The organism is Formosa sp. L2A11, from assembly GCF_009796865.1.
Classification (GTDB): domain Bacteria; phylum Bacteroidota; class Bacteroidia; order Flavobacteriales; family Flavobacteriaceae; genus Formosa.
The window spans coordinates 1,111,060-1,132,961 of record NZ_CP047028.1; the positions used below are offsets into that span (position 1 = coordinate 1,111,060).

Annotated in this window: 16 protein-coding genes; 12 read left to right on the plus strand and 4 right to left on the minus strand. The window is 32.0% G+C overall.

The genetic code is table 11. The annotated features are described in order from the left end of the window. The first annotated feature begins 140 nt into the window (after positions 1 to 140). The 5 genes from lepA to GQR95_RS04915 all read left to right on the plus strand — a co-directional run bounded on the left by lepA (position 141) and on the right by GQR95_RS04915 (position 9,365). On the plus strand, positions 141 to 1,937 hold the full coding sequence (gene lepA / locus GQR95_RS04895; RefSeq protein ID WP_159022097.1) for a translation elongation factor 4: 1,797 nt from the start codon (positions 141 to 143) through the stop codon (positions 1,935 to 1,937). 237 nt (positions 1,938 to 2,174) lie between these two features. After that, a complete protein-coding gene (locus GQR95_RS04900) occupies positions 2,175 to 3,590 on the plus strand; it encodes a glycogen synthase (RefSeq protein ID WP_159022098.1) in 1,416 nt (471 codons plus the stop codon). Next, positions 3,587 to 4,852, plus strand: a complete 1,266-nt coding sequence (locus tag GQR95_RS04905; RefSeq protein WP_159022099.1) for a glucose-1-phosphate adenylyltransferase — start codon at positions 3,587 to 3,589, stop codon at positions 4,850 to 4,852. Before GQR95_RS04900 ends, GQR95_RS04905 begins: the two co-directional genes overlap by 4 nt. A gap of 61 nt (positions 4,853 to 4,913) precedes the next feature. Continuing rightward, complete coding sequence (gene glgB / locus GQR95_RS04910) at positions 4,914 to 6,824, plus strand: 1,4-alpha-glucan branching protein GlgB (protein WP_159022100.1); 1,911 nt, start codon at positions 4,914 to 4,916, stop codon at positions 6,822 to 6,824. 138 nt (positions 6,825 to 6,962) lie between these two features. Beyond that, a complete protein-coding gene (locus GQR95_RS04915) occupies positions 6,963 to 9,365 on the plus strand; it encodes a glycoside hydrolase family 31 protein (RefSeq protein ID WP_159022101.1) in 2,403 nt (800 codons plus the stop codon). A gap of 88 nt (positions 9,366 to 9,453) precedes the next feature. On the opposite strand, the gene GQR95_RS04920 is transcribed toward GQR95_RS04915, so the two are convergent. From GQR95_RS04920 to GQR95_RS04935, 4 genes are all read right to left on the minus strand, one after another. After that, a complete protein-coding gene (locus GQR95_RS04920; RefSeq protein ID WP_159022102.1) occupies positions 9,454 to 9,801 on the minus strand; it encodes a hypothetical protein in 348 nt (115 codons plus the stop codon). 458 nt (positions 9,802 to 10,259) lie between these two features. After that, on the minus strand, positions 10,260 to 10,769 hold the full coding sequence (locus GQR95_RS04925) for a hypothetical protein (RefSeq protein WP_159022103.1): 510 nt from the start codon (positions 10,767 to 10,769) through the stop codon (positions 10,260 to 10,262). Between the two features lie 2 nt (positions 10,770 to 10,771). Next, entirely contained in the window at positions 10,772 to 11,068 is a 297-nt protein-coding gene (locus tag GQR95_RS04930) for a hypothetical protein (RefSeq protein WP_159022104.1), read from the minus strand. Between the two features lie 255 nt (positions 11,069 to 11,323). After that, positions 11,324 to 13,159 carry a sodium:proton antiporter gene (locus GQR95_RS04935; protein WP_159022105.1) on the minus strand — a complete coding sequence of 612 codons (1,836 nt, stop codon included), beginning with the start codon at positions 13,157 to 13,159 and terminating at the stop codon, positions 11,324 to 11,326. Positions 13,160 to 13,307: 148 nt separating this feature from the next. Here GQR95_RS04935 and GQR95_RS04940 point away from each other — a divergent pair, with 148 nt between their 5' ends. The 7 genes from GQR95_RS04940 (at position 13,308) to GQR95_RS04970 (ending at position 21,900) form a co-directional block, all read left to right on the plus strand. Then, positions 13,308 to 14,168, plus strand: coding sequence for an MBL fold metallo-hydrolase (locus GQR95_RS04940; protein WP_159022106.1), 861 nt, complete (start codon positions 13,308 to 13,310; stop codon positions 14,166 to 14,168). A gap of 15 nt (positions 14,169 to 14,183) precedes the next feature. After that, positions 14,184 to 15,797 (plus strand): S8 family peptidase, encoded by a 1,614-nt coding sequence (locus GQR95_RS04945; RefSeq protein WP_159022107.1) that lies wholly within the window; start codon positions 14,184 to 14,186, stop codon positions 15,795 to 15,797. Positions 15,798 to 15,867: 70 nt separating this feature from the next. After that, on the plus strand, positions 15,868 to 17,730 hold the full coding sequence (locus GQR95_RS04950; protein WP_159022108.1) for a M1 family metallopeptidase: 1,863 nt from the start codon (positions 15,868 to 15,870) through the stop codon (positions 17,728 to 17,730). Between the two features lie 92 nt (positions 17,731 to 17,822). Continuing rightward, complete coding sequence (locus tag GQR95_RS04955; protein WP_159022109.1) at positions 17,823 to 19,229, plus strand: nicotinate phosphoribosyltransferase; 1,407 nt, start codon at positions 17,823 to 17,825, stop codon at positions 19,227 to 19,229. After that, entirely contained in the window at positions 19,229 to 19,834 is a 606-nt protein-coding gene (pncA, locus tag GQR95_RS04960) for a bifunctional nicotinamidase/pyrazinamidase (RefSeq protein WP_159022110.1), read from the plus strand. The genes GQR95_RS04955 and pncA overlap by 1 nt, the downstream gene beginning before the upstream one ends. 3 nt (positions 19,835 to 19,837) lie before the next feature. Then, the gene (gene rnpA / locus GQR95_RS04965) at positions 19,838 to 20,218 is read left to right on the plus strand and encodes a ribonuclease P protein component (protein WP_159022111.1); all 381 of its coding nucleotides are present in this window, start codon (positions 19,838 to 19,840) and stop codon (positions 20,216 to 20,218) included. Between the two features lie 41 nt (positions 20,219 to 20,259). After that, a complete protein-coding gene (locus GQR95_RS04970) occupies positions 20,260 to 21,900 on the plus strand; it encodes a S41 family peptidase (RefSeq protein ID WP_159022112.1) in 1,641 nt (546 codons plus the stop codon). Positions 21,901 to 21,902 lie beyond the last annotated feature (2 nt).

The window sequence follows — 21,902 nt, forward strand, 5'->3', positions numbered from 1 at the left end:
CTAAAAAACTTTAATTAAAATATAAGTTAACCACTTTAAAAACTAAAGTTTTAACATATGGAGACTAGTGTTCAAAAAATATCAAATTGCTAATCTAATTCTACTATATTTGCAGATTAAAGCAAGGTATAGTTTTCTTTATGAAGAACATCAGAAATTTTTGCATCATTGCACACATAGATCACGGTAAAAGTACATTGGCCGATCGGTTATTAGATTATACAGGTTCGGTTACCGAACGTGAAAAACAAAACCAGTTATTAGACACCATGGATTTGGAGCGAGAGCGTGGTATTACCATTAAATCGCATGCCATACAAATGGATTATGTTTATAAAGGTGAACAATATGTTTTAAACCTTATTGACACTCCTGGACACGTAGATTTCTCTTACGAAGTCTCAAGATCTATTGCTGCTTGCGAAGGTGCACTTTTAATTGTAGATGCTGCACAAAGTATACAAGCGCAAACTATTTCTAATCTATATTTAGCTTTAGAAAATGATTTAGAAATTATTCCAGTTCTTAATAAAGTAGATTTACCAAGTGCAAACCCAGAAGAAGTTACAGACGATATTGTAGATTTAATAGGTTGTAAACCTGAAGATGTTATTCACGCTAGTGGAAAAACAGGTTTTGGTGTAGATAAAATTTTAGAAGCTGTTATAGAACGTATTCCTGCTCCAAAAGGAAATGTAGACGAGCCGCTTCAAGCTTTAATATTCGACTCTGTTTACAATACCTTTAGAGGTATTGAAACGTATTTTAGAGTCTTTAATGGTGAAATTAAAAAAGGACAAAAAATTAAATTTGTCGCTACAGATAAAGAATATTATGCAGATGAAGTAGGTACCTTAAAACTTACCCAAGTCGCAAAAAAAAGTGTAAAAGCTGGAGATGTAGGGTATTTAATTACCGGTATTAAAACAGCTAAAGAAGTAAAAGTTGGAGATACTATTACAGATTTTGATAACCCTACAACAAATATAGTTGAAGGTTTTGAAGATGTAAAACCAATGGTTTTTGCAGGTATTTATCCTGTAGATACAGAAGATTACGAAGAATTACGTAACTCTATGGAAAAACTACAACTTAACGATGCATCGTTAGTGTTCTTTCCAGAAAGTTCTGCCGCCTTAGGTTTTGGTTTCCGTTGCGGATTCTTAGGAATGCTTCACATGGAAATTATACAAGAACGTTTAGAGCGTGAGTTCGACATGACGGTTATTACAACTGTTCCCAATGTATCTTACAACGCCTATACAAACAAAAATCCAGATACTTCTTTTGTTGTAAATAACCCATCAGACTTACCAGATCCTTCAACAATTAACAGAGTTGAAGAACCTTATATAAAAGCTACCATTATTACAAAGTCAGACTTTGTTGGTAATGTTATGTCGCTTTGTATTGAAAAAAGAGGGATGATTTTAAATCAGACCTATTTAACACCAGAACGTGTTGAGTTAACTTTCGATATGCCTTTAGCAGAAATTGTATTCGATTTTTACGATCGTTTAAAAACAGTATCTAAAGGATATGCTTCTTTCGATTACCATCCAATTGGTATGAAGATTTCTAAATTAGTAAGACTAGATATTTTATTAAATGCACAAACGGTAGATGCGCTTTCTGCTTTAATTCATGCAGATAATGCTCAAAATATTGGTAAGAAAATGTGTGAAAAACTGAAAGAATTAATTCCGCGTCAGCAATTCGATATTCCAATTCAAGCAGCAATTGGAGCCAAAATTATTTCTAGAGAAACTATTAAAGCCTTACGTAAGGATGTAACAGCAAAATGTTACGGTGGAGATATTTCTAGAAAACGTAAACTTTTAGAAAAACAGAAAAAAGGAAAAAAACGTATGCGTCTTGTTGGAAATGTAGAAATACCTCAACAAGCATTTATGGCCGTTTTAAAACTAAACGATTAAACAAAAACATAACATATTTTTATAAAAAAAACCATCTTTCCAGATGGTCTTTTTTTATGTAATAATTTAATTTTCAAATAAATAATGCATAAATACTTTAAAATCTGTTTATACATTTAACTTATTAAATGTGGATAATTATTCCAAATAACATTTTTTTTCATAATTGTTATAAAAACATAATAAGGAATTCAAATAATCTTGTTAAGTTTATAGGGAAATGCCATTTAATAAGCTATGATAATCACTCATCTAAGTGCCGAATGTTACCCAATCGCCAAAGTTGGCGGTCTTGCCGATGTATTAGGAGCACTACCAAAATACCAAAACGAACTAGGAGCTACTAGTCAGGTTGTAATGCCTTTTTACAAAAACGAATACACACAATCTCATTGTTTTGAAGCCGTGTATAATGACACCATTTTACTAGGCGAAACAGATTATGATTTTAGAATTTTAACGTTAAAGGATCATGAAAATGATTTAGGTTTTAAAATCTTCTTTGTAGATGTGCCAGAACTTCTATACACAGATTTTGTTTACACTTCGGACGATACAGAACGCTTTTTAGCCTTCCAAATCGCAGCCTTAGATTGGATTGCACAAAGCGAAACTATTCCAGATGTTATACACTGTCACGATCATCATACCGGATTAATTCCTTTCATGATGCAAGAATCGTTTAGATATTCTATGCTAAGAAAAGTTGCTGTTGCCTTTACCATTCATAATGCACAGTATCAAGGTTGGTTTTCTCACGATTTGGTTGGTCTTATCCCTGAGTTTAAATTTAGCCACGTTGGACTATTAGATTGGAATCATTGTATAAACCCAATGGCATCTGCTATAAAATGTGCTTGGGTAGTGACTACAGTATCTCCAAATTATATGGACGAATTAGAATTAAATGCAAATGGCTTAGAATCACTTTTAAGTGATGAGCATGCTAAATGTATTGGAATTTTAAACGGGATAGATACAAAAGTTTGGAATACAGAAACAGATCCATTAATTATAGAAAACTATACACAGGACACCATATATGAAGGCAAATTTAAAAACAAACAATGGCTGTGTAATAAATTTAATTTAGATGTAGAGCGACCACTTATTGCTTTTATTGGACGTTTAGTAGAACAAAAAGGAGCCGATTTGTTTCCTAAGATTTTTTCAGAATCATTGTTTGGTAACGACATCTCCATATTACTATTAGGTTCTGGTGAAAAACACACCGAAAATGACCTTATAAACCTTAAAGAAAAGTTTCCAGATAAGTACAATGCCTATATTGGTTACGACGAAAAACTCTCGCATATTATATATGCCGGAGCAGATTTTCTGTTAATGCCATCTCGTGTAGAACCTTGTGGGTTAAACCAAATGTATGCCTTAAGATACGGTACAATTCCAATAGTTAATAGTGTTGGTGGACTAAAAGATACAGTAGAAGATCTTTACGATGGCGGATTTGGTATTTGCCATAACGGTGTCACTGTTTCAGAAGTTTGTGAAGCCATAGAACGTGCTACAGAATTTTACGATTCAGAAATATTTAAACAAACTAGAGTAGAAGTTATGTCTATAGACCATTCTTGGCATGCTTCTGCAGAATCATATTTAAACGTGTATAACTCATTAAATCCATTTTTATGATTAACAACAAAGTACTATCTATAATTTTAGGTGGAGGGCAAGGCTCCAGACTTTACCCTTTAACCGAGGACAGATCTAAACCAGCTGTTCCAATTGCAGGAAAATATCGATTGGTAGATATTCCTATCTCAAACTGTATCAATTCAGACATCAAACGTATGTTTGTTTTAACACAGTTTAATTCTGCTTCATTAAACCGCCATATTAAAGATACGTATCACTTTAGTTTCTTTAGTTCAGCATTTGTAAATGTATTAGCAGCAGAACAAACTATCTCTAACAGTAACTGGTTCCAAGGTACTGCAGATGCCGTTAGACAGAGTATGCATCACTTTTTAAGAAACGATTTCGAGTACGCGCTTATCCTTTCTGGTGATCAATTATATCAAATGGATTTAAATGAATTAATTGAAAAGCATATTGAAAGTGGTGCAGAAATAAGTGTTGCAACTTATCCTGTAAATGCTAAAGATGGTACGGCTTTCGGAATTTTAAAAACCGATGAAAATAGCATGATTTCTTCATTTATTGAGAAACCTAATAGTGAGTTAATTAAAGGATGGGAATCTGAGGTTAGTGATGAAATGAAACAAGAAGGACGTCATTATTTGGCTTCCATGGGAATATACGTATTTAATAAACAATTGTTAGTCGATTTAATGAACGACCCAAGCACTAACGATTTTGGTAAAGAAATTATACCACAAGCTATTGGTAAACGTCCCGTATATAGTTACCAATACGAAGGGTATTGGACAGATATAGGCACCATAGAATCGTTCTTTGAAGCCAACTTAGGCTTAACAGACGATATCCCTAAATTCAATTTATACGACACAAATCAGCGTATTTACACACACGCTAGAATGCTTCCTACAACAAAATTAGCAGGAACAACATTAGATAAAGTTGTTATTGCAGAAGGATGTATAATACATGCTTCTAAAATTAAACATTCCGTAGTTGGAATTCGTGCGCGTATTGGAAAAGATACCGTAATTACAAACTCATATATTATGGGGTCTGACTATTACGAAACGCTAGAAGAAATAGATAAAAATCATATTAAAATTCTTGTTGGTATTGGCGAACGTTGTGTTATTAACAATGCAATTATTGATAAAAACAGTAAAATTGGAGATGACGTTACTATTAATGGTGGCAAACATTTAGAAGATACCGAAACCGATCTTTATGTAATTAGAGATGGTATTGTAGTCATTAAAAAAGGCGCTGTTGTACCATCAGGGTTTGTACTATAACACCTAAAGTATTTTATTTTTTCACTTCAAAATAATTTGAAGCGATATACAACAAACAACTATGTCACAAGTTATACCGTTTAGCTTATTCACAGATTTTGATATCAATTTATTTAAGTCTGGGAAACATTATAATTTATTCGAAAAATTTGGATCTCATATAATAACCTGCGAAGGTGAAAAAGGAACCTATTTTGCTGTTTGGGCACCAAGCGCAAAATCGGTTTCTGTTATTGGAGATTTTAATTTTTGGAATTCAGAAGAACACCCTCTAAATGTACGTTGGGATTCTAGCGGAATTTGGGAAGGGTTTATTCCTAAAATTGGTAAAGGGAGTTTGTATAAATATGCTATTACTAGCAATAATAACAACATAAAAACCGAAAAAGCAGATCCCTATGGTATCCGTTGCGAACAGCCTCCAAAAACCGCTTCTGTAGTTTGGGACAATTCAGACTATAAGTGGAAAGACAAAAGTTGGATGTCTTACCGAAATGAAAAAAATGGTTTAGACAGACCATATGCCGTTTACGAGGTACATTTAGGATCTTGGATGCGTAATGTTGAAGAAGATCGTTTTTTAACGTATAACGAACTTGCTAAGACATTAGTAGATTATGTGAAAGAGATGAATTTTACACATGTAGAATTTATGCCTATTATGGAATATCCTTACGATCCGTCTTGGGGATATCAAATAACAGGATATTTTGCACCAACGTCTCGATTTGGAACACCACAAGAATTTATGGGCTTGGTAGATGCGTTTCATAAAGCAGATATTGGTGTTATTTTAGATTGGGTTCCTTCACATTTCCCATCGGATGCGCATGGTTTAGGGAATTTTGATGGCTCTTGTCTTTACGAACATCCAGACATTAAAAAAGGCTATCACCCAGATTGGAAAAGTTTAATTTTTAATTATGAACGCCCAGAAGTACGTTCGTTTTTAATAAGTAATGCCATTTACTGGCTTAAAAATTATCATATAGATGCCTTACGTGTAGATGCTGTTGCCTCTATGATTTATCTAGATTATTCTAGAGAAGATGGCGAATGGGAACCAAATATTTACGGAGGAAACGAAAACCTAGCAGCAGTTTCATTTTTAAAAGAATGTAACGAAGCTGTATATTCTATGTTTGATGGCGTACAAACCATAGCAGAAGAATCTACAGCCTATACCGGTGTAACTAATAAAGTAGAACATGGCGGATTAGGTTTTGGTATGAAATGGATGATGGGTTGGATGCACGATACCTTAGATTATTTTAAGAAAGATCCAATTTACAGAAGCTACCACCAAAACGAAATTACGTTTAGTTTAGCCTATGCGTTTTCAGAACATTTTATGTTACCTATTTCTCACGACGAAGTGGTGTATGGTAAAAATTCTGTTTTAGGCAGAATGCCAGGAGACGAATGGCAACGTTTTGCCAATTTAAGATTAATGTACGGTTATATGTACACACATCCAGGTACCAAATTACTTTTTATGGGTTCTGAGTTTGGACAATACAACGAATGGGATTCTCTAAGTAGTTTAGATTGGAATTTACTAGAATTTGAACCGCATATAAACACTAAAAATTATTTAAAAACGTTAAATACACTCTATCAAAATACGCCAGCTTTATATGAAAAAGGATTTAGCCAAGACGGATTTGAATGGATTAGTTACGACGATCATCAGAATGCGGTAATTTCTTATATAAGAAAAGGACACGATCCAGAAAACGATCTTATTGTGGTGTGTAATTTTACACCAAATAGTCATAAAAAATACGATATTGGAGTACCTAGAAAAGGAAGCTTAATAGAAGTATTTAACAGTGATAATGCAACTTATGGTGGTAGTGGTATAATAAACGCTAAACCTATAAAGGCTAAAAAAGAAACATGGAATAATAAGCCATTTACAGCTTCTATAACTGTGCCGCCATTAGCTATAAGTATTTTCAAGTATAAGTAAATACAGTATTTTGTAATATGTTAAATTTTAGCACATAAAGATCATTCTTTAAATTAAAAGCACGCTTAATTTTAATAAAAAGAAAGGATGTAACAATCTAAATATCTTAGGTTTATGTTCTATTCTAATTAATATATTATGATTACAAATACAGAATTAGAACAAAAAGGAGATCAATTTCCTAACCATATTGTTTTCTACGAAAAAAACATAGACACACTTCATTTTAAAACAGAAAATGGAGTGGGTTTACAACTTACCATAGTGCGAGATAGTGTCTTGCGTTTTAGATATTCTACTTATCCTAGTTTCGAAAACGACTTTTCCTATGCGATTACAAAATACGCAAGTACAGGTTATAATCATTTAGAGGTTGAAGAAGTCGATAATTTTTATATTGTAACGACTTCAAAATTAATTTGTAAGATTAATAAAAGCAATTTAAAAATAGCACTATTTGATGCTTTAGATCATACTTTAATCTCTCAAGATGAACTTGGTTATCACTGGGCAGAATGTTACGAGTTTGGTGGCAATATTGTAAAAATGAGTAAAGTCTCTAACGACGGCGAAAGTTATTATGGATTAGGAGACAAACCAGATCATTTAAATTTAAAAGGAAAACGTTTCGAAAATTGGGTATCAGACTCTTTTGCCTTTGGTAAACATACAGACCCATTATACAAAGCCATTCCGTTTTACACCGGATTACATCATGGTAAATCTTATGGTATATTTTTCGATAACTCGTTTAAATCTTGTTTCGATTTTGCACACGAACGTAAAAATATAACCAGCTTTTGGGCGTATGGAGGCGAAATGAATTACTACTTCATGTACGGTCCTAAAATGACAGATGTTGTAGCTAATTATACAGATTTAACAGGAAAACCTCATCAGCTTCCTGCGCTTTGGTCTTTAGGTTATCATCAATGTAAATGGAGTTATTATCCGGAATCTAAAGTCAAAGAAATTACATCTAAATTTCGAGAATTAAACATTCCGTGTGATGCTATTTATTTAGACATCGATTATATGGATGGTTTCCGTTGCTTCACTTGGAACAAGGATTATTTTCCAGATCCAAAACGAATGGTAAAAGAACTGTCTGACGATGGTTTTAAAACCATTGTTATTATAGATCCAGGAATTAAAATAGATCCGGAATATCCTGTTTTTAAAGAAGCGTTAGAAAAAGATTATTTCTGCAAGCGTGGAGATGGCCCATATATGAAAGGAAAAGTGTGGCCAGGACAATGCTATTTTCCAGATTTTACTAAAGCAGAAGTTAGAGCATGGTGGTCGGATTTATTTAAAGAACTTGTAGAAGATATAGGCGTAAGAGGCGTTTGGAACGATATGAACGAGCCTGCCGTTATGGAAGTACCTAACAAAACGTTCCCAGACGATGTACGCCACGATTACGAAGGAAACCCATGTAGCCACAGAAAAGCTCATAATGTTTATGGCATGCAAATGGCCAGAGCAACGTATCATGGCTTAAAGAAATTTGCATATCCAAAACGTCCGTTTGTAATTACAAGAGCCGCATACTCAGGAACACAACGCTATACGTCTGCTTGGACAGGAGATAACATTGCTTCTTGGGAACATTTATGGATTGCCAATGTACAAGCACAACGCATGTCGCTTTCTGGATTTTCGTTTATAGGAAGTGATATTGGTGGTTTTGCAGAACAACCTAATGGCGAATTATACACACGTTGGATTCAATTGGGCGTATTTCATCCGTTTTGTAGAACACACTCTTCTGGAGATCATGGCGAACAAGAACCTTGGATGTTTGGAGACGAAGTAACAGATATTGTCCGTGCGTTTATAGAATTACGTTATCAGCTTCTACCCTATTTATACACTGCTTTTTGGCAATATTTAGATGAAGGTATTCCGATTTTAAAATCGCTTGTACTTTACGATCAAGAAGACATTCAAACCCATTACCGAACAGACGAATTTGTATATGGAAACAACATTTTAGTCTGCCCAATTTTAGAACCAAATTCTAAAGGACGACGTATGTATGTTCCGCGTGGAAATTGGTATAACTACTGGACACAAGAACTTGTACAAGGAGGAAAAGAAATTTGGGTAGATACAGAATTAGATACGATGCCTCTGTTTATAAAAGCAGGAAGTATTATTCCAAAATACCCCGTGCAACAATATGTTGGCGAAAAGGAATTTGATGAGGTTACTCTAGATGTACATTATAAATTAGGAAAAGAACAATCTTTATTATTCGACGATATACATGATGGTTACGATTACACAAAAGGACGTTATAATTTAAGTAAGTTTAAGCTTAATGGTAAGGCTAAGCAATTAATTATACAACAACATACCTCTGGTAAGTATACAACGCCTTATACGCGCTTTAAATTAAAACTTATAGGACTTCCTTTCCCTATTACAAAAATTGAAGTTGATAATGTAGCCATTGATCTAGACACTTTAAATGAAGTAAAAACAAGTTATCATTTAATTGTAGATAAGAATTTCACAGAAACACATATTATGTAAATCATATTATTTCATTTCTTTAGTTGAAACAATCAAAAATATAACACATAAAAAACGCTCGTGAATTTATACACGAGCGTTTCATTTTTTATTCAATTTGAGAATTTGCGAAAACATGAATATACTCCATTTTGCCTTTTTCTTTTTTAACTAAGTAAATAGTATAATTACTTAAATGTTCAACAAATAGAAAATCATTTAGTTTATATTTTGTGTATTCATTATAGTATTCAGAATTGTGTACATATTTTTTTAAGCTAAGAATTTCTTTAGGCTTCTTTATACTTTCTATTCCAATTTTTTCAAAGAAAAAAGTACCTCTACCTATATCATTGCTATCTTCTAATAGATATGTATTAGAGACATATTTAGACTCAAAAACATATATGCCATCAAGTTTAAAAAATAGTGTATCCTTTTGTATTTCTTGAGCCATTAAAAATGATATTGGGCATAAATTTATCAATAGTAATAAAACTATTTTTTGGTTTAATATCTTTATAAGACTTAATAAAATTAAAATAAACAAAACCATTATTTCCTGTATTTTTTATTAAAAATAAAACTTCATTTCCATCTATTGTTTTAGTCTTATTTAAAACATTTGCATCATATTTAATAACAGAGTGTCTTTTTCTTTAGATTGAGCTAACGAAAGAATAGGTATCATTAAGATTAATTTAAAAAACATTTTCATAATTAATTATTTGGACAGTTTTTGGTTGTACTATGGTAATGTGAGTTTATACTGTTTTCCATATCTAATATCTTCACTTCAGATAAATCTTTATATGCCTGAACATCATGAGTCTTATTACTCAATACGGTACTAATTAAAAACTAGCACTAGCCGTTACAGAATATACTAGGATAAACAGGGGAACAGAGTATTATTTATTCCTTAATTGGTCTATTAAATAGAACTTCTCTTAGTACAATTTCTTTAGTATTCATTTCTGCAACGTCAATAATAAATATAATAACATCTACCTCCCTACTATCTTCTTTTTCAAAAACTTTACAAACCTTTTTATAGTTAGTATTTTTAAAAAAATTATTTTCTAAAACATCAATCTTATTTAAAAAACTAATATCTTTTTTTAGTATTAAAGGTGCTCTATAGTTTTCAGGAAATAAAGTTTTTGCACTGCTCCAATTAAAATGAGAAAATATATATGCATACTCATAAAGAAATCCATCTTTTTTTTCATCAATTTCATAAGTAAATGAATTATCTACAGGAGAAACTCCTTTTACGGTTAACATTTGCTTTGGAATAATGTCTTTTATCATTCCTTCTTCTTTAGCATTAAAAAGAATGTAAATTGTATCTTTTTCTTTTTTTTGTGATAAACAACTTTGAAATATTAATAATAGGAAAATAAAAATTATTTGATTTTTCATAATTAATCACATTTAGGTTCTGATGTTGAATTAATTCTTGTATGCCCATAACTAATACTATAGTTATCTTTATTAGTAGTGTTAGCCATATAATTATTGAACCCCATAGTACCTTCTAAACCTAGATAAGCAATATTAGTATAAAAATCATCTAAAGACATTTGATCCCAATTAATTTGAATGTTGTTTTTAACAAATTTATTATCAAAATTATCTAAAGAAAACTCTTGTTTAAAATTTTGAATTTCTGCCTGTTCAATTTCAGTTATACCATCATTAGAGCAACTGGCAAGTAGCAAGTAGCAAGTAAATGTTTATTCATAATTTATGTTTTAACTAAAAATATGTATAAAAAACATTATTATTTTGCGGTTTTACCGTAAAAAAATAATGTTTTTAATATTTTGTGCAGTTAAACATATTATATATTTTTTAACTTAATTTACTCATGCTGTAACAAACGAATCAAGCAATAATTTTTAGATTTAAACATATAAAAAACGCTCGTGAATAAACTTCACGAGCGTTTATATTCTTTTTAAAAGTAAAAAAAATTACATTTTCTCGACATCGAAAGGTTTTCCTAAATACACTAAAATATAACCAGATTCTATAGTAGGTTTATCTTTATTTGAAGATGAAATAATATCTAAAATACCTTTGTGATTTTTTATAAAAATTGGAATAATATCTGGGTCAGAATCACTAATATTTAATAAGTTTATAAAGTGTGCTTTGTCTTTAATTTCTATTTCGTTTATCGCAGGATATTTACGAGTCACATCGCTTAAAGAATTAAAATCGTCTGTTTGAGAAAACAAGCCTTCCGGCGGAATTAAATCTGTATTATTCAATTCGTCTGCACTAAGTAATCTAAACGAACCGTTTTCACCAAACTGTTTGCTAAACTTATTTATAGCATATTTATTAACGTCTGAACTTGCTGTTAATGCCATAAGAAATCCAACATCGTTCAATTCAATATTATCCATTAACGTATCAGAATAAATGTTAGTATTTATAGCTTCTAAGCCTAATTCTTCACTCATTTTAATGTTTAATGGATTGCTATCTAACATTACAACGTGACGCCCATTTTGTTCTAAATAATGACCAATTAAACGTGATAATTTAGAGGCACCAACAATTAAAATACCTTCAGATTTTTTCAAGAATACACCTACCAATTTAGCAAACAAACGTGCTGTTGTAGCATTTAAGAGTACAGTTCCAAGCACAATCATAAACACTAATGGTGTAATATACTCGGCATCTGGAATACCGCTTTTAGCTAATTTTAATCCAAATAAAGACGCAATACCTGCGGCCACAATACCACGAGGTCCTACCCAACTAACAAACAGCTTTTCTTTAAGTTTTAAAGACGATTTATATGTACTTAAAAATACTGCTATTGGTCTAATTATAAATACTACGATAATAAATAAAACGGCTGTATTCCAATTATATATAAGTAATAAATCACTCATATTAATATTTGCTGCTAATAAAATAAACAGTATTGAAATTAATAATATACTAAGCGATTCTTTAAAGTAAAGTAATTCTTTTAGGTAAGCAGATTTAGAATTTCCTAAAACCATTCCCATTATTACAACTGCTAAAAGTCCAGATTCGTGAGCAAAAGAATCGGACAATACAAATACACCTAAAACAGATGCTAAAGCAAAGACATTTAATAAGTAATGCGGAATCCATTTTTTGTTAATAATGGTATTTAAAGCATGCGCAAACGTAAACCCGAAAGTAAACCCAAACAATACAATTTTACCAAACTCTATAAACGCACGTTTAGTAAATTCGCCACCAGCATCTACACTAATAAACTCGAAAACCAATACAGCAATTAAAGCCCCAATAGGATCTATTAAAATACCTTCCCATTTTAACACTGCAGAGACATCTTTAGGTAATGGAATATTTCTTAAAATTGGCGTGATTACGGTTGGTCCTGTAACTATAATTAATCCTGAAAATAGAAACGATATTTCCCAACTTAAATAAAACGTATAATGTGCGGCAATAGCAGCACCAAAAAAGGTAACTGCAGACCCTAAAGTAATTAGTTTTGTTATGGCTGGCGCCACGTTTTTAATTTCGTTTAACTTTAACGTTAAACCACCTTCAAATAAAATAATACTTATGGCTAGAGAGACAAAATAGAATAAACTTTCGCCTGGAAAAAGACCTTCACGCCCATTCCAAATAGGTTCTATCCATTTGGAGCCATCTTCAGAAAAAAATTCGGCAGCAATAGGCCCAACTAACAATCCTATAAGTATTAAAGGTAAAATAGCTGGTATTTTAAATTTCCAAGCGACCCATTGCGCTAATATTCCTAATATAATTATCCCTGCAAGTTCTAACATCAATCATTTTTTCTTATGTGAAGATATAAAAGTTTTGGATTATTTAAGTCGCTCCATTCTTTTTTATGTTAAAAAAGACCTAATAAAAAATAACATTTACTTAAAACTAGCTGACTATTTTTAACTTTACAGTACAAAATTAAAAAACATGAATTTATATCCGATTGAAACTGGAAATTTTAAGCTAGATGGTGGTGCTATGTTTGGCGTTGTACCCAAATCTATTTGGCAAAAAACGAATCCAGCAGATGCTAATAACTTAATTGATATTGCTGCTAGATCTTTATTAATAGAAGATGGAGATAGGCTTATTTTGGTAGATACCGGAATGGGAGATAAACAATCTGATAAGTTTTTTGGATATTATTCACTTTGGGGAAATCATTCTATAGATGCTTCGCTTAAACAATACGGATTTCATAGAGACGATATAACAGATGTATTTTTAACACATTTACATTTCGATCATGTTGGTGGAAGTATAAAATGGAATAAAGATAGAACAGGATACGAACCTGCTTTTAAAAATGCTCATTTTTGGAGTAATAAAGACCATTGGTTGTGGGCTACCCAGCCTAATGTTAGAGAAAAAGCATCATTTTTCAAAGAAAACATTATTCCAATACAAGAAAGTGGTCAGTTAAAATTTACATCACTTCCTGAAAACGATTTTCTAGAAAATAGCGAACTTGGTTTCGATATTTTATTTGTAGACGGACATACAGATAAACAAATGATACCTCAGCTTAAATACAAAGATAAAACCATTGTATTTGTGGCAGATTTATTACCAACTGCAGGACACATTCCGCTTCCTTATGTTGTAGGTTACGATACAAGACCACTTCTTACCTTTAGTGAAAAAGAAAAGTTTTTAAATTTAGCAGCCGATAATAATTATTACCTATTTTTGGAGCATGATGCTCACAACGAAATAATTACTCTAAAACATACAGAAAAAGGCGTACGATTAAAAGACACGTACACTTGTAACGATATTTTTAAATAACATATTAAATAACACATGAATTTTATAAAACCAATTTTATTCTCTGCTATAGCAGCAACTGTTTTAACAAGCTGTGGTGGTGGTGCAAAAGTACTTTCTACACCTATCGAAAACATAGATAGTATACCTTTAAAAGTAGCACCTTTAACAGAAACTCAAAAACATACTTGGGGACATTTAGATCTTATACAAGATACCATTCCAGGAATGAGTGTAGACAAAGCCTACACAGATATTATTAAAAACAACAAAGGTAAAACTGTAATTGTTGCTGTAATAGACTCTGGTATAGACATTGAACACGAAGATTTAGATGATGTTATTTGGACTAATGAAAAAGAAATTCCTAATAATGGAATTGATGATGATAAAAATGGATATGTTGATGATATTCATGGATGGAATTTCTTAGGAGATACTTACGATGAACAATTAGAATATGTAAGACTTTTAGCTACAGGAGACGAAACAAATCCTGATTATGCAAATGCTAAAAAAGAATATGACGGAGAGTATGCTAAATATTTAAATTATAAAACGCAATACGATCAATTATTACAACAATTAAAGGGTGCAGATGAATTAATTTCTGCCAATTTAAAAAAATCAGATTATAACTTAGCAGATGTAGAAAGTATTAACGCTGGAGACAATGAAGATTTAACGACTGCAGTTGCAATTGCTAAATATATTTTAGGTCTTGGTTTTGAAGATGTAAATGCTGCTAAAAAAGATTTAAATAATGGTCTTGAAAGTATTTCAGATCATTTAAACTACAATCTTAATATTAAATTTAAAGGTAGAAAAACAGGAGATAATCCAGACGATTTAACAGATGTTGGTTACGGTAACGGAAACGTTATGCCTGTAAAAGATTCTGAAAGTCACGGAACTCACGTTGCAGGAATTATTGCTGCAGAACGTAATAATGGTTTAGGTGTAAATGGTGTTGCTAATAATGTAAAAATTATGAGTGTAAGAGCTGTACCTAATGGAGATGAATACGATAAAGATGTTGCTTTAGCAATTCGTTATGCTGTAGATAATGGTGCACAAGTTATTAACGGTAGTTTTGGTAAATATTACTCACCACACAGTGACTGGGTAAGAGATGCTATTGCTTATGCAAGTAAACACGATGTATTATTTATAAATGCTGCTGGTAACGAAGGACAAGATTTAGATGTTAAAAATTGTTTCCCTAACGACCAATTAGATAATGGTCCAGAAGTAGGAGATACGTTTGTTACTGTTGGTGCATTAGAGCCTAAATACGGACCAGAAATGGTTGCAGGTTTCTCTAACTACGGAAAAATTAATGTAGATGTATTTGCTCCAGGTGCAGCAATATATTCTACAGTACCAGGAAGCGATAAATACGATACTAAAGGAGGAACATCTATGGCATCGCCTGCTGTAGCTGGTGTAGCTGCTTTAATTCGTTCTCAATATCCAAAATTATCTGCTGCTCAAGTTAAGCAAGTATTAATGAATTCTGGTTTACCTGTAAGCATAGATGTTGTTGTTGGCGGAGATCCAAGCAACGAAAAACCTTTTGCAGATTTATCTAAATCTACTAAAATGGTTAACGCATACAACGCATTAATTTTAGCTTCAACATTAAAATAAATAAACTTTAATGTATTAAACCTCATCAATCACAACTTGATGAGGTTTTTTATTTAAAACCCCTTCTTATATGAAACATATTTTTTACTCAATTTTTGGACTTCTGTTAGTTCTTACTTCTTGTAAATCTACAGTTACTACAACACATAGTGGTTCAACTACAAGTACAGATCCTACGTATTGGCAACAACATGTAGATTACACTATGGATATTGATATGGATGTTAAAAACTATCAATACAAAGGTGTTCAAAAATTAGTATACACTAACAATTCTCCAGATGTGTTAACAAGTGTATATTATCACTTATTCTTAAATGCATTCCAACCCGGAAGCGAAATGGACGTGCGTTTACAAAATATTGAAGATCCTGATAGTAGAATGATGGAAAATGGAAAAAGTAGAATTGCTACTTTAACACCAGACGAAATAGGATATATTAAAGTAAAATCGCTTAAACAAGATGGTAAAGCTATTGCTTACGAAACTGTAGGAACTATTCTTGAAGTGAAATTACAAAACCCTATTCAGCCAGGAGAACAGGTAACATTCGATATGGATTTCGATGCACAATTACCAATTCAAATTCGTCGTTCAGGTAGAAATAATGCAGAAGGTGTTGCTTTATCTATGACGCAATGGTACCCAAAATTAGCAGAATATGATTTTGAAGGTTGGCATGCAGATCCTTATATTGGAAGAGAATTTCATGGTGTTTGGGGCGATTTTGATGTGACTATTAACATCGATAAAAACTACACAGTAGGAGGAACAGGATATCTTCAAAACTCTAACGAAATTGGTCATGGTTACGAAACAGCAACTGTAAAAGAACCTAAAGGAGATAAATTATCTTGGCATTTTGTAGCACCTAACGTACACGATTTTACTTGGGCAGCAGATCCAGAATATGTGCATGATACGATGCAAGTTCCTAACGGACCAGTATTACATTTCTTCTATAAAAACAATCCTGAAATTGCAAAAAACTGGAAAAAATTTCAGCCTAAAGCTGTAGAATTAATGCAATATTATAGCAAACAAATAGGGAAGTACCCATACAAACAATACTCTATTATCCAAGGTGGAGATGGTGGTATGGAATATGCAATGTGTACTCTAATTACTGGAGAACGTAAATTTGGTAGTTTAGTAGGTGTTACAGCTCACGAAATGGCACATACATGGTTTCAGTTCTTGTTAGCTTCTAACGAGTCTAAACACGAATGGATGGACGAAGGTTTTACAAGTTACATTAGCGACCAAGCCATGAATGTTATCATGGACGAGAATAAAGCAAATCCTTCAGATAATGCTTACAAAGGCTATTACTATTTAGTTAACTCGGGTAAAGAACAACCACAATCTACACATTCAGACCGTTATGCTTGTAACATGGCTTACAGTATAGCTGCGTATAATAAAGGAGAAATATTTTTATCTCAATTAGGTTATGTAATCGGACAAGACAACTTAAAGAAAACACTTAAAAAATACTTTACAGATTTTTCTTTTAAACACCCAAGACCTATAGATATTATGCGTTCTGCAGAAAAAACATCTGGTTTAGAATTAGATTGGTATTTAACAGATTGGACACAAACTACAAATACAATTGATTACGGAATTAAATCTGTAAACGATTCTGGAAGTTCAACTACAGTAACGTTAGAACGTATTGGATTAATGCCAATGCCTTTAGATGTAGAGGTTACTTACACTAACGGTACTAAAGAAGAATTCTACATTCCGTTAACTATGATGCGTGGCGAAAAACCAGTAACAACACCAAGAACACAATTAGCAGATTGGGCTTGGGCATATCCAACATACACATTTACCATAAATTCGGCTAAAGGAAATATTAAGAACATTCAAATAGATCCAAAAGGGTTAATGGCAGACATAAATAAAGAAAACAACACACTTTAGTCTTAATAAAACCGAGACTTTAAGTTAATTAATAACGCATGTTTATACATTTGTAAAAAACATGCGTTATTTTTATATAAAATTTTTTTAAAATGAATTTAAATTCAGCACTATATACAGATTTATATCAACTTGCCATGGGGCAATCTTACTTCCTAAAAGGAAAACATGAGGTAACTTCTACGTTCGATTACTTTTTTAGGAAAATACCCTTCGAAGGTGGTTATGTTTTATTTTGTGGTTTAGAAGAAGTCTTAGATTGGTTAGAAACTGTAGCTTTTTCTGAAGAAGATATTACGTATTTAGAAGGTCAAGGATTTGATCCAGACTATATAAATTATCTTAAAAATTTCAAATTTACTGGACACATTCAAAGTATGGAAGAAGGAGAAATTATATTTCCTTTTAGTCCAATATTAACCGTTACAGGTTCTATAATTGAATGCCAGATTGTCGAAACATTTATACTAAACTCACTTAACTTTCAATCGTTAATAGCTACTAAAGCAAGTAGAATAAGATATGTTTCTGGGAAAGAAAAAAGTTTAGCAGAATTTGGTTTAAGGCGTGCACAAGGTTATGCTGGACTTCAGGCATCTCGTTCGTCTTTTATTGGTGGATTTGATTATACCTCTAACGTGCTTGCAGGGAAATTATACGATATTCCTGTATCCGGAACTATGGCACATGCCTATATACAAAGCTACGACGACGAACTTACAGCCTTCAGAGATTTTGCTGAAACAAGACCTGTTAACTGCGTTCTTCTAGTAGATACTTACGATACTCTAAAAAGCGGAATTCCTAATGCTATAATTGTAGCTAAAGAAATGGAAGCGCGCGGAGAAAAATTACTAGGTATTCGTTTAGATAGCGGAGATTTAGCATACTTATCTAAAGCCGTTAGAAAACTATTAGACCAAGCAGATTTACAATATGTAAAAATTGCAGCTTCAAATCAATTAGACGAGCACGTAATTAGAAGTTTAAACGAGCAACATGCCCAAATAGACGTTTATGGTGTAGGTACAAACTTAGTGGTTGGAAAAGAAAATGGTGCTTTAGACGGTGTTTATAAATTGTGTAGTTTTAATAATACACCACGAATTAAGATTTCTGAAAATTTAAAAAAGATGAATTTTCCAGGAAAAAAACAAGTGTACCGTTATATGAATGAAAACGGACTTTACATTGCAGATGCGATTACTTTGCATCATTTAGAAGCTCCTAAAAAAATGGCACATCCGTTTGAAACACATAAACGTATGTCTATAGAATACGCTACCGTAAGACCACTTTTACACGATGTTATGGTTGAAGGAAAACGTGTAAATGCTAAAAAATCGACTTCAGAATTAGTACAAATTGCTAAAGATAATCTTTCAAAATTACCAATAGAACACAAACGTTTTGATAATCCGCATGTGTACAAAGTTGGATTAGGTCCAGAACTAGAAGCATTAAGAGATCAATTAAAAAAAGAAAAACTAAAATCGTAATGAGAGCACTTATTCTTGTCGATATTCAGAACGATTTTTTACCAGGCGGCTCACTTGCTGTTGCTAAAGGCGATGAAATTATTCCGTTGGTAAATAACATACAATCTAAGTTTGATAGTGTTGTGGCATCTCAAGATTGGCATCCAGAAAATCATGCTAGTTTTGCAAGTAATCACAACACTAAAAAGGTATTTGATGTTATTAAATTAGATGGTCAAGATCAAGTATTATGGCCAAACCATTGTGTACAAGGTACAACTGGAGCAGCATTTTCTTCAGACTTAAACACAGATGCTGTGGCTGCAATTTTTAGAAAAGGGATGAATAAAGAAGTAGATAGTTATAGTGCCTTTTTCGATAATAATAAAACGCAACATACCGGTTTAGAAGCCTATTTAAAAAGTATGCAAGTTACCGAAGTTTATGTTTGCGGATTAGCAGCAGATTATTGTGTGTACTTTACAGCAAAAGATGCACAAAGTTTAGGCTTTAAAACCTATTATATTACAGATGCAACACGTTATATTTCTGAAGAGATTTACAACAATGCCATTTTAGATTTACAACAACACGGTGTTACTATTTTAACTAGTGCCGATATTTAATTTATGAAAAACACTTACGGTAAAACCGAAAAACTTAAGAGTAAAATAATTATTGAAAAACTCTTTACAGAAGGGAAATCAGTGTCTGCATATCCGTTACGATTAGTCTATTTAAAAACCACTTTCGAAGATTCTATAACCATACAAACTGGCGTATCTGTAAGTAAGCGAAATTTTAAATTGGCTGTAGATAGAAATCGTGTAAAAAGACTATTAAGAGAAGCTTACAGATTAAATAAAAATAATCATCTTAATAACATTACATCGCAATATGCGTTTATGATTTTATACCTCGGAAAAGAACTACCAAGCTACGAATTTGTAGAAAAGAAAGTAAACACCTTATTCGAAAAATTTACCAAAGCTGAAACTAAAAACTCATAACCCTTTTCAATTTAATATCTTAAATTAAAAACCGTTTACACATGAAAACATTACTTAAAAAAAAGATTCTAATTACTGTTTTTGCGGTTGCTATATTTTTTTCTACCACAGCATTTCAGAACAATTTCTTTGAGATTGCAAAGCAAATAGAAATATTTACAACGCTTTACAAAGAACTAAACATGAATTATGTAGATGAAACCAATCCGGCAGAGTTAATGGATACTGCTATAAAAAGCATGTTAAAAGATTTAGATCCCTACACTACATTTATGAACGAACAAGATGTAGAAGCGGCTAGAATTAATAACACTGGAGATTATACAGGTATTGGAGCACGTGTAAAGACTTTAAAAGATAAGTTGGTTATCATTGAGCCTTATAAAGATTATCCTGCCGATAAAGCAGGTTTAAAAGCCGGAGACGAAATTATAAAAATTGGAACTATAGATTTAGAAACTTTTAAAGAAGATAAAGGCGATTTATTAAAAGGCTCTTCTGGAACTAAAATAGAAGTCACTTATAAACGCCAAGGAAAAACACATACAGCAACTATAAATAGGGCAGAAGTAGAAATAAATGCGGTACCTTATTTTTCTATGATTAATAAAGATACTGGATATATTGTTTTAAGTCAGTTTAACAGTAAAGCGTCTTCACAAACAGCTTATGCTGTAAAAGATTTAAAAGCCCAAGGTGCAAAAAATATCATTTTAGATTTACGCGACAATCCTGGTGGCTTATTAAATGAAGCTGTAAATGTGGTAAATATTTTTGTACCAAAAGCACAATTGGTAGTTACAACTAAATCTAAAGTTAAAAAGTTTAATAAAACCTATTACACCCAAAAAGAAGCTTTAGATGTAGAAATTCCTTTAGTTGTGTTAATAAATGGACGTAGTGCTTCTGCTAGTGAAATTGTATCAGGAACACTTCAAGATTTAGACCGTGCCGTAGTTATTGGTTCTCGTAGTTTTGGAAAAGGATTAGTACAACGCCCTAAACAACTTATTTACGGTACACAATTAAAACTAACCATATCTAGATATTACACACCTTCTGGACGTTGTATACAAGCTTTAGATTATTGGCATCGCGACGATAAGGGAGATGCTGTAAGAATAGCTCAAGAAAATTATCATGAATTTAAAACTAAAAATGGTCGTCCTGTTTTTGATGGTGGTGGTGTCTTACCAGATGAATCTTTAGAGATTACAAAAAATTCTGCCATTACAAATGCCATTTTAAACAAAGATCTTATTTTCGATTACGCGACTAAATATTATTATACACACAAAAACATTAAGGATGTAAATACTTTTAAACTTACAGATTCTGATTTTTCTGATTTTAAGAAGTATTTAAAAACTAACGATTTTAATTTTGAAACAGAAACAGAACAAGCGTTAGCAAAAGCATTCGAAAGTGCTAAAAAAGAAGGTTTAGAAGATAATATAGAGAAGGATTACAACACACTTATTAACAATCTAAATACCTCAAAAATAAAGGGTATAGACGAAAATAAGGCACAATTATCTAGTTTATTAACAGACGAAATTGTAAAACGCTACGCCTACAGAGAAGGTGTTTACGATTACTATAAAACACACAATCCAGAAATAAAACGCGCTACCCAAATTTTGAGTAACGCGACTACTTATAGTAAATTTTTAACCCAGTAAAT

What these genes read in the sequence shown, in the direction of transcription:
- lepA (WP_159022097.1), top strand. Translation starts at nt 141, where the DNA reads ATGAAGAACATCAGAAATTTTTGCATCATTGCACACATAGATCACGGT.
- GQR95_RS04900 (WP_159022098.1), top strand. Translation starts at nt 2,175, where the DNA reads ATGATAATCACTCATCTAAGTGCCGAATGTTACCCAATCGCCAAAGTT.
- GQR95_RS04905 (WP_159022099.1), top strand. Translation starts at nt 3,587, where the DNA reads ATGATTAACAACAAAGTACTATCTATAATTTTAGGTGGAGGGCAAGGC.
- glgB (WP_159022100.1), top strand. Translation starts at nt 4,914, where the DNA reads ATGTCACAAGTTATACCGTTTAGCTTATTCACAGATTTTGATATCAAT.
- GQR95_RS04915 (WP_159022101.1), top strand. Translation starts at nt 6,963, where the DNA reads ATGATTACAAATACAGAATTAGAACAAAAAGGAGATCAATTTCCTAAC.
- GQR95_RS04920 (WP_159022102.1), bottom strand. Translation starts at nt 9,801, where the DNA reads ATGGCTCAAGAAATACAAAAGGATACACTATTTTTTAAACTTGATGGC.
- GQR95_RS04925 (WP_159022103.1), bottom strand. Translation starts at nt 10,769, where the DNA reads ATGAAAAATCAAATAATTTTTATTTTCCTATTATTAATATTTCAAAGT.
- GQR95_RS04935 (WP_159022105.1), bottom strand. Translation starts at nt 13,159, where the DNA reads ATGTTAGAACTTGCAGGGATAATTATATTAGGAATATTAGCGCAATGG.
- GQR95_RS04940 (WP_159022106.1), top strand. Translation starts at nt 13,308, where the DNA reads ATGAATTTATATCCGATTGAAACTGGAAATTTTAAGCTAGATGGTGGT.
- GQR95_RS04945 (WP_159022107.1), top strand. Translation starts at nt 14,184, where the DNA reads ATGAATTTTATAAAACCAATTTTATTCTCTGCTATAGCAGCAACTGTT.
- GQR95_RS04950 (WP_159022108.1), top strand. Translation starts at nt 15,868, where the DNA reads ATGAAACATATTTTTTACTCAATTTTTGGACTTCTGTTAGTTCTTACT.
- GQR95_RS04955 (WP_159022109.1), top strand. Translation starts at nt 17,823, where the DNA reads ATGAATTTAAATTCAGCACTATATACAGATTTATATCAACTTGCCATG.
- pncA (WP_159022110.1), top strand. Translation starts at nt 19,229, where the DNA reads ATGAGAGCACTTATTCTTGTCGATATTCAGAACGATTTTTTACCAGGC.
- rnpA (WP_159022111.1), top strand. Translation starts at nt 19,838, where the DNA reads ATGAAAAACACTTACGGTAAAACCGAAAAACTTAAGAGTAAAATAATT.
- GQR95_RS04970 (WP_159022112.1), top strand. Translation starts at nt 20,260, where the DNA reads ATGAAAACATTACTTAAAAAAAAGATTCTAATTACTGTTTTTGCGGTT.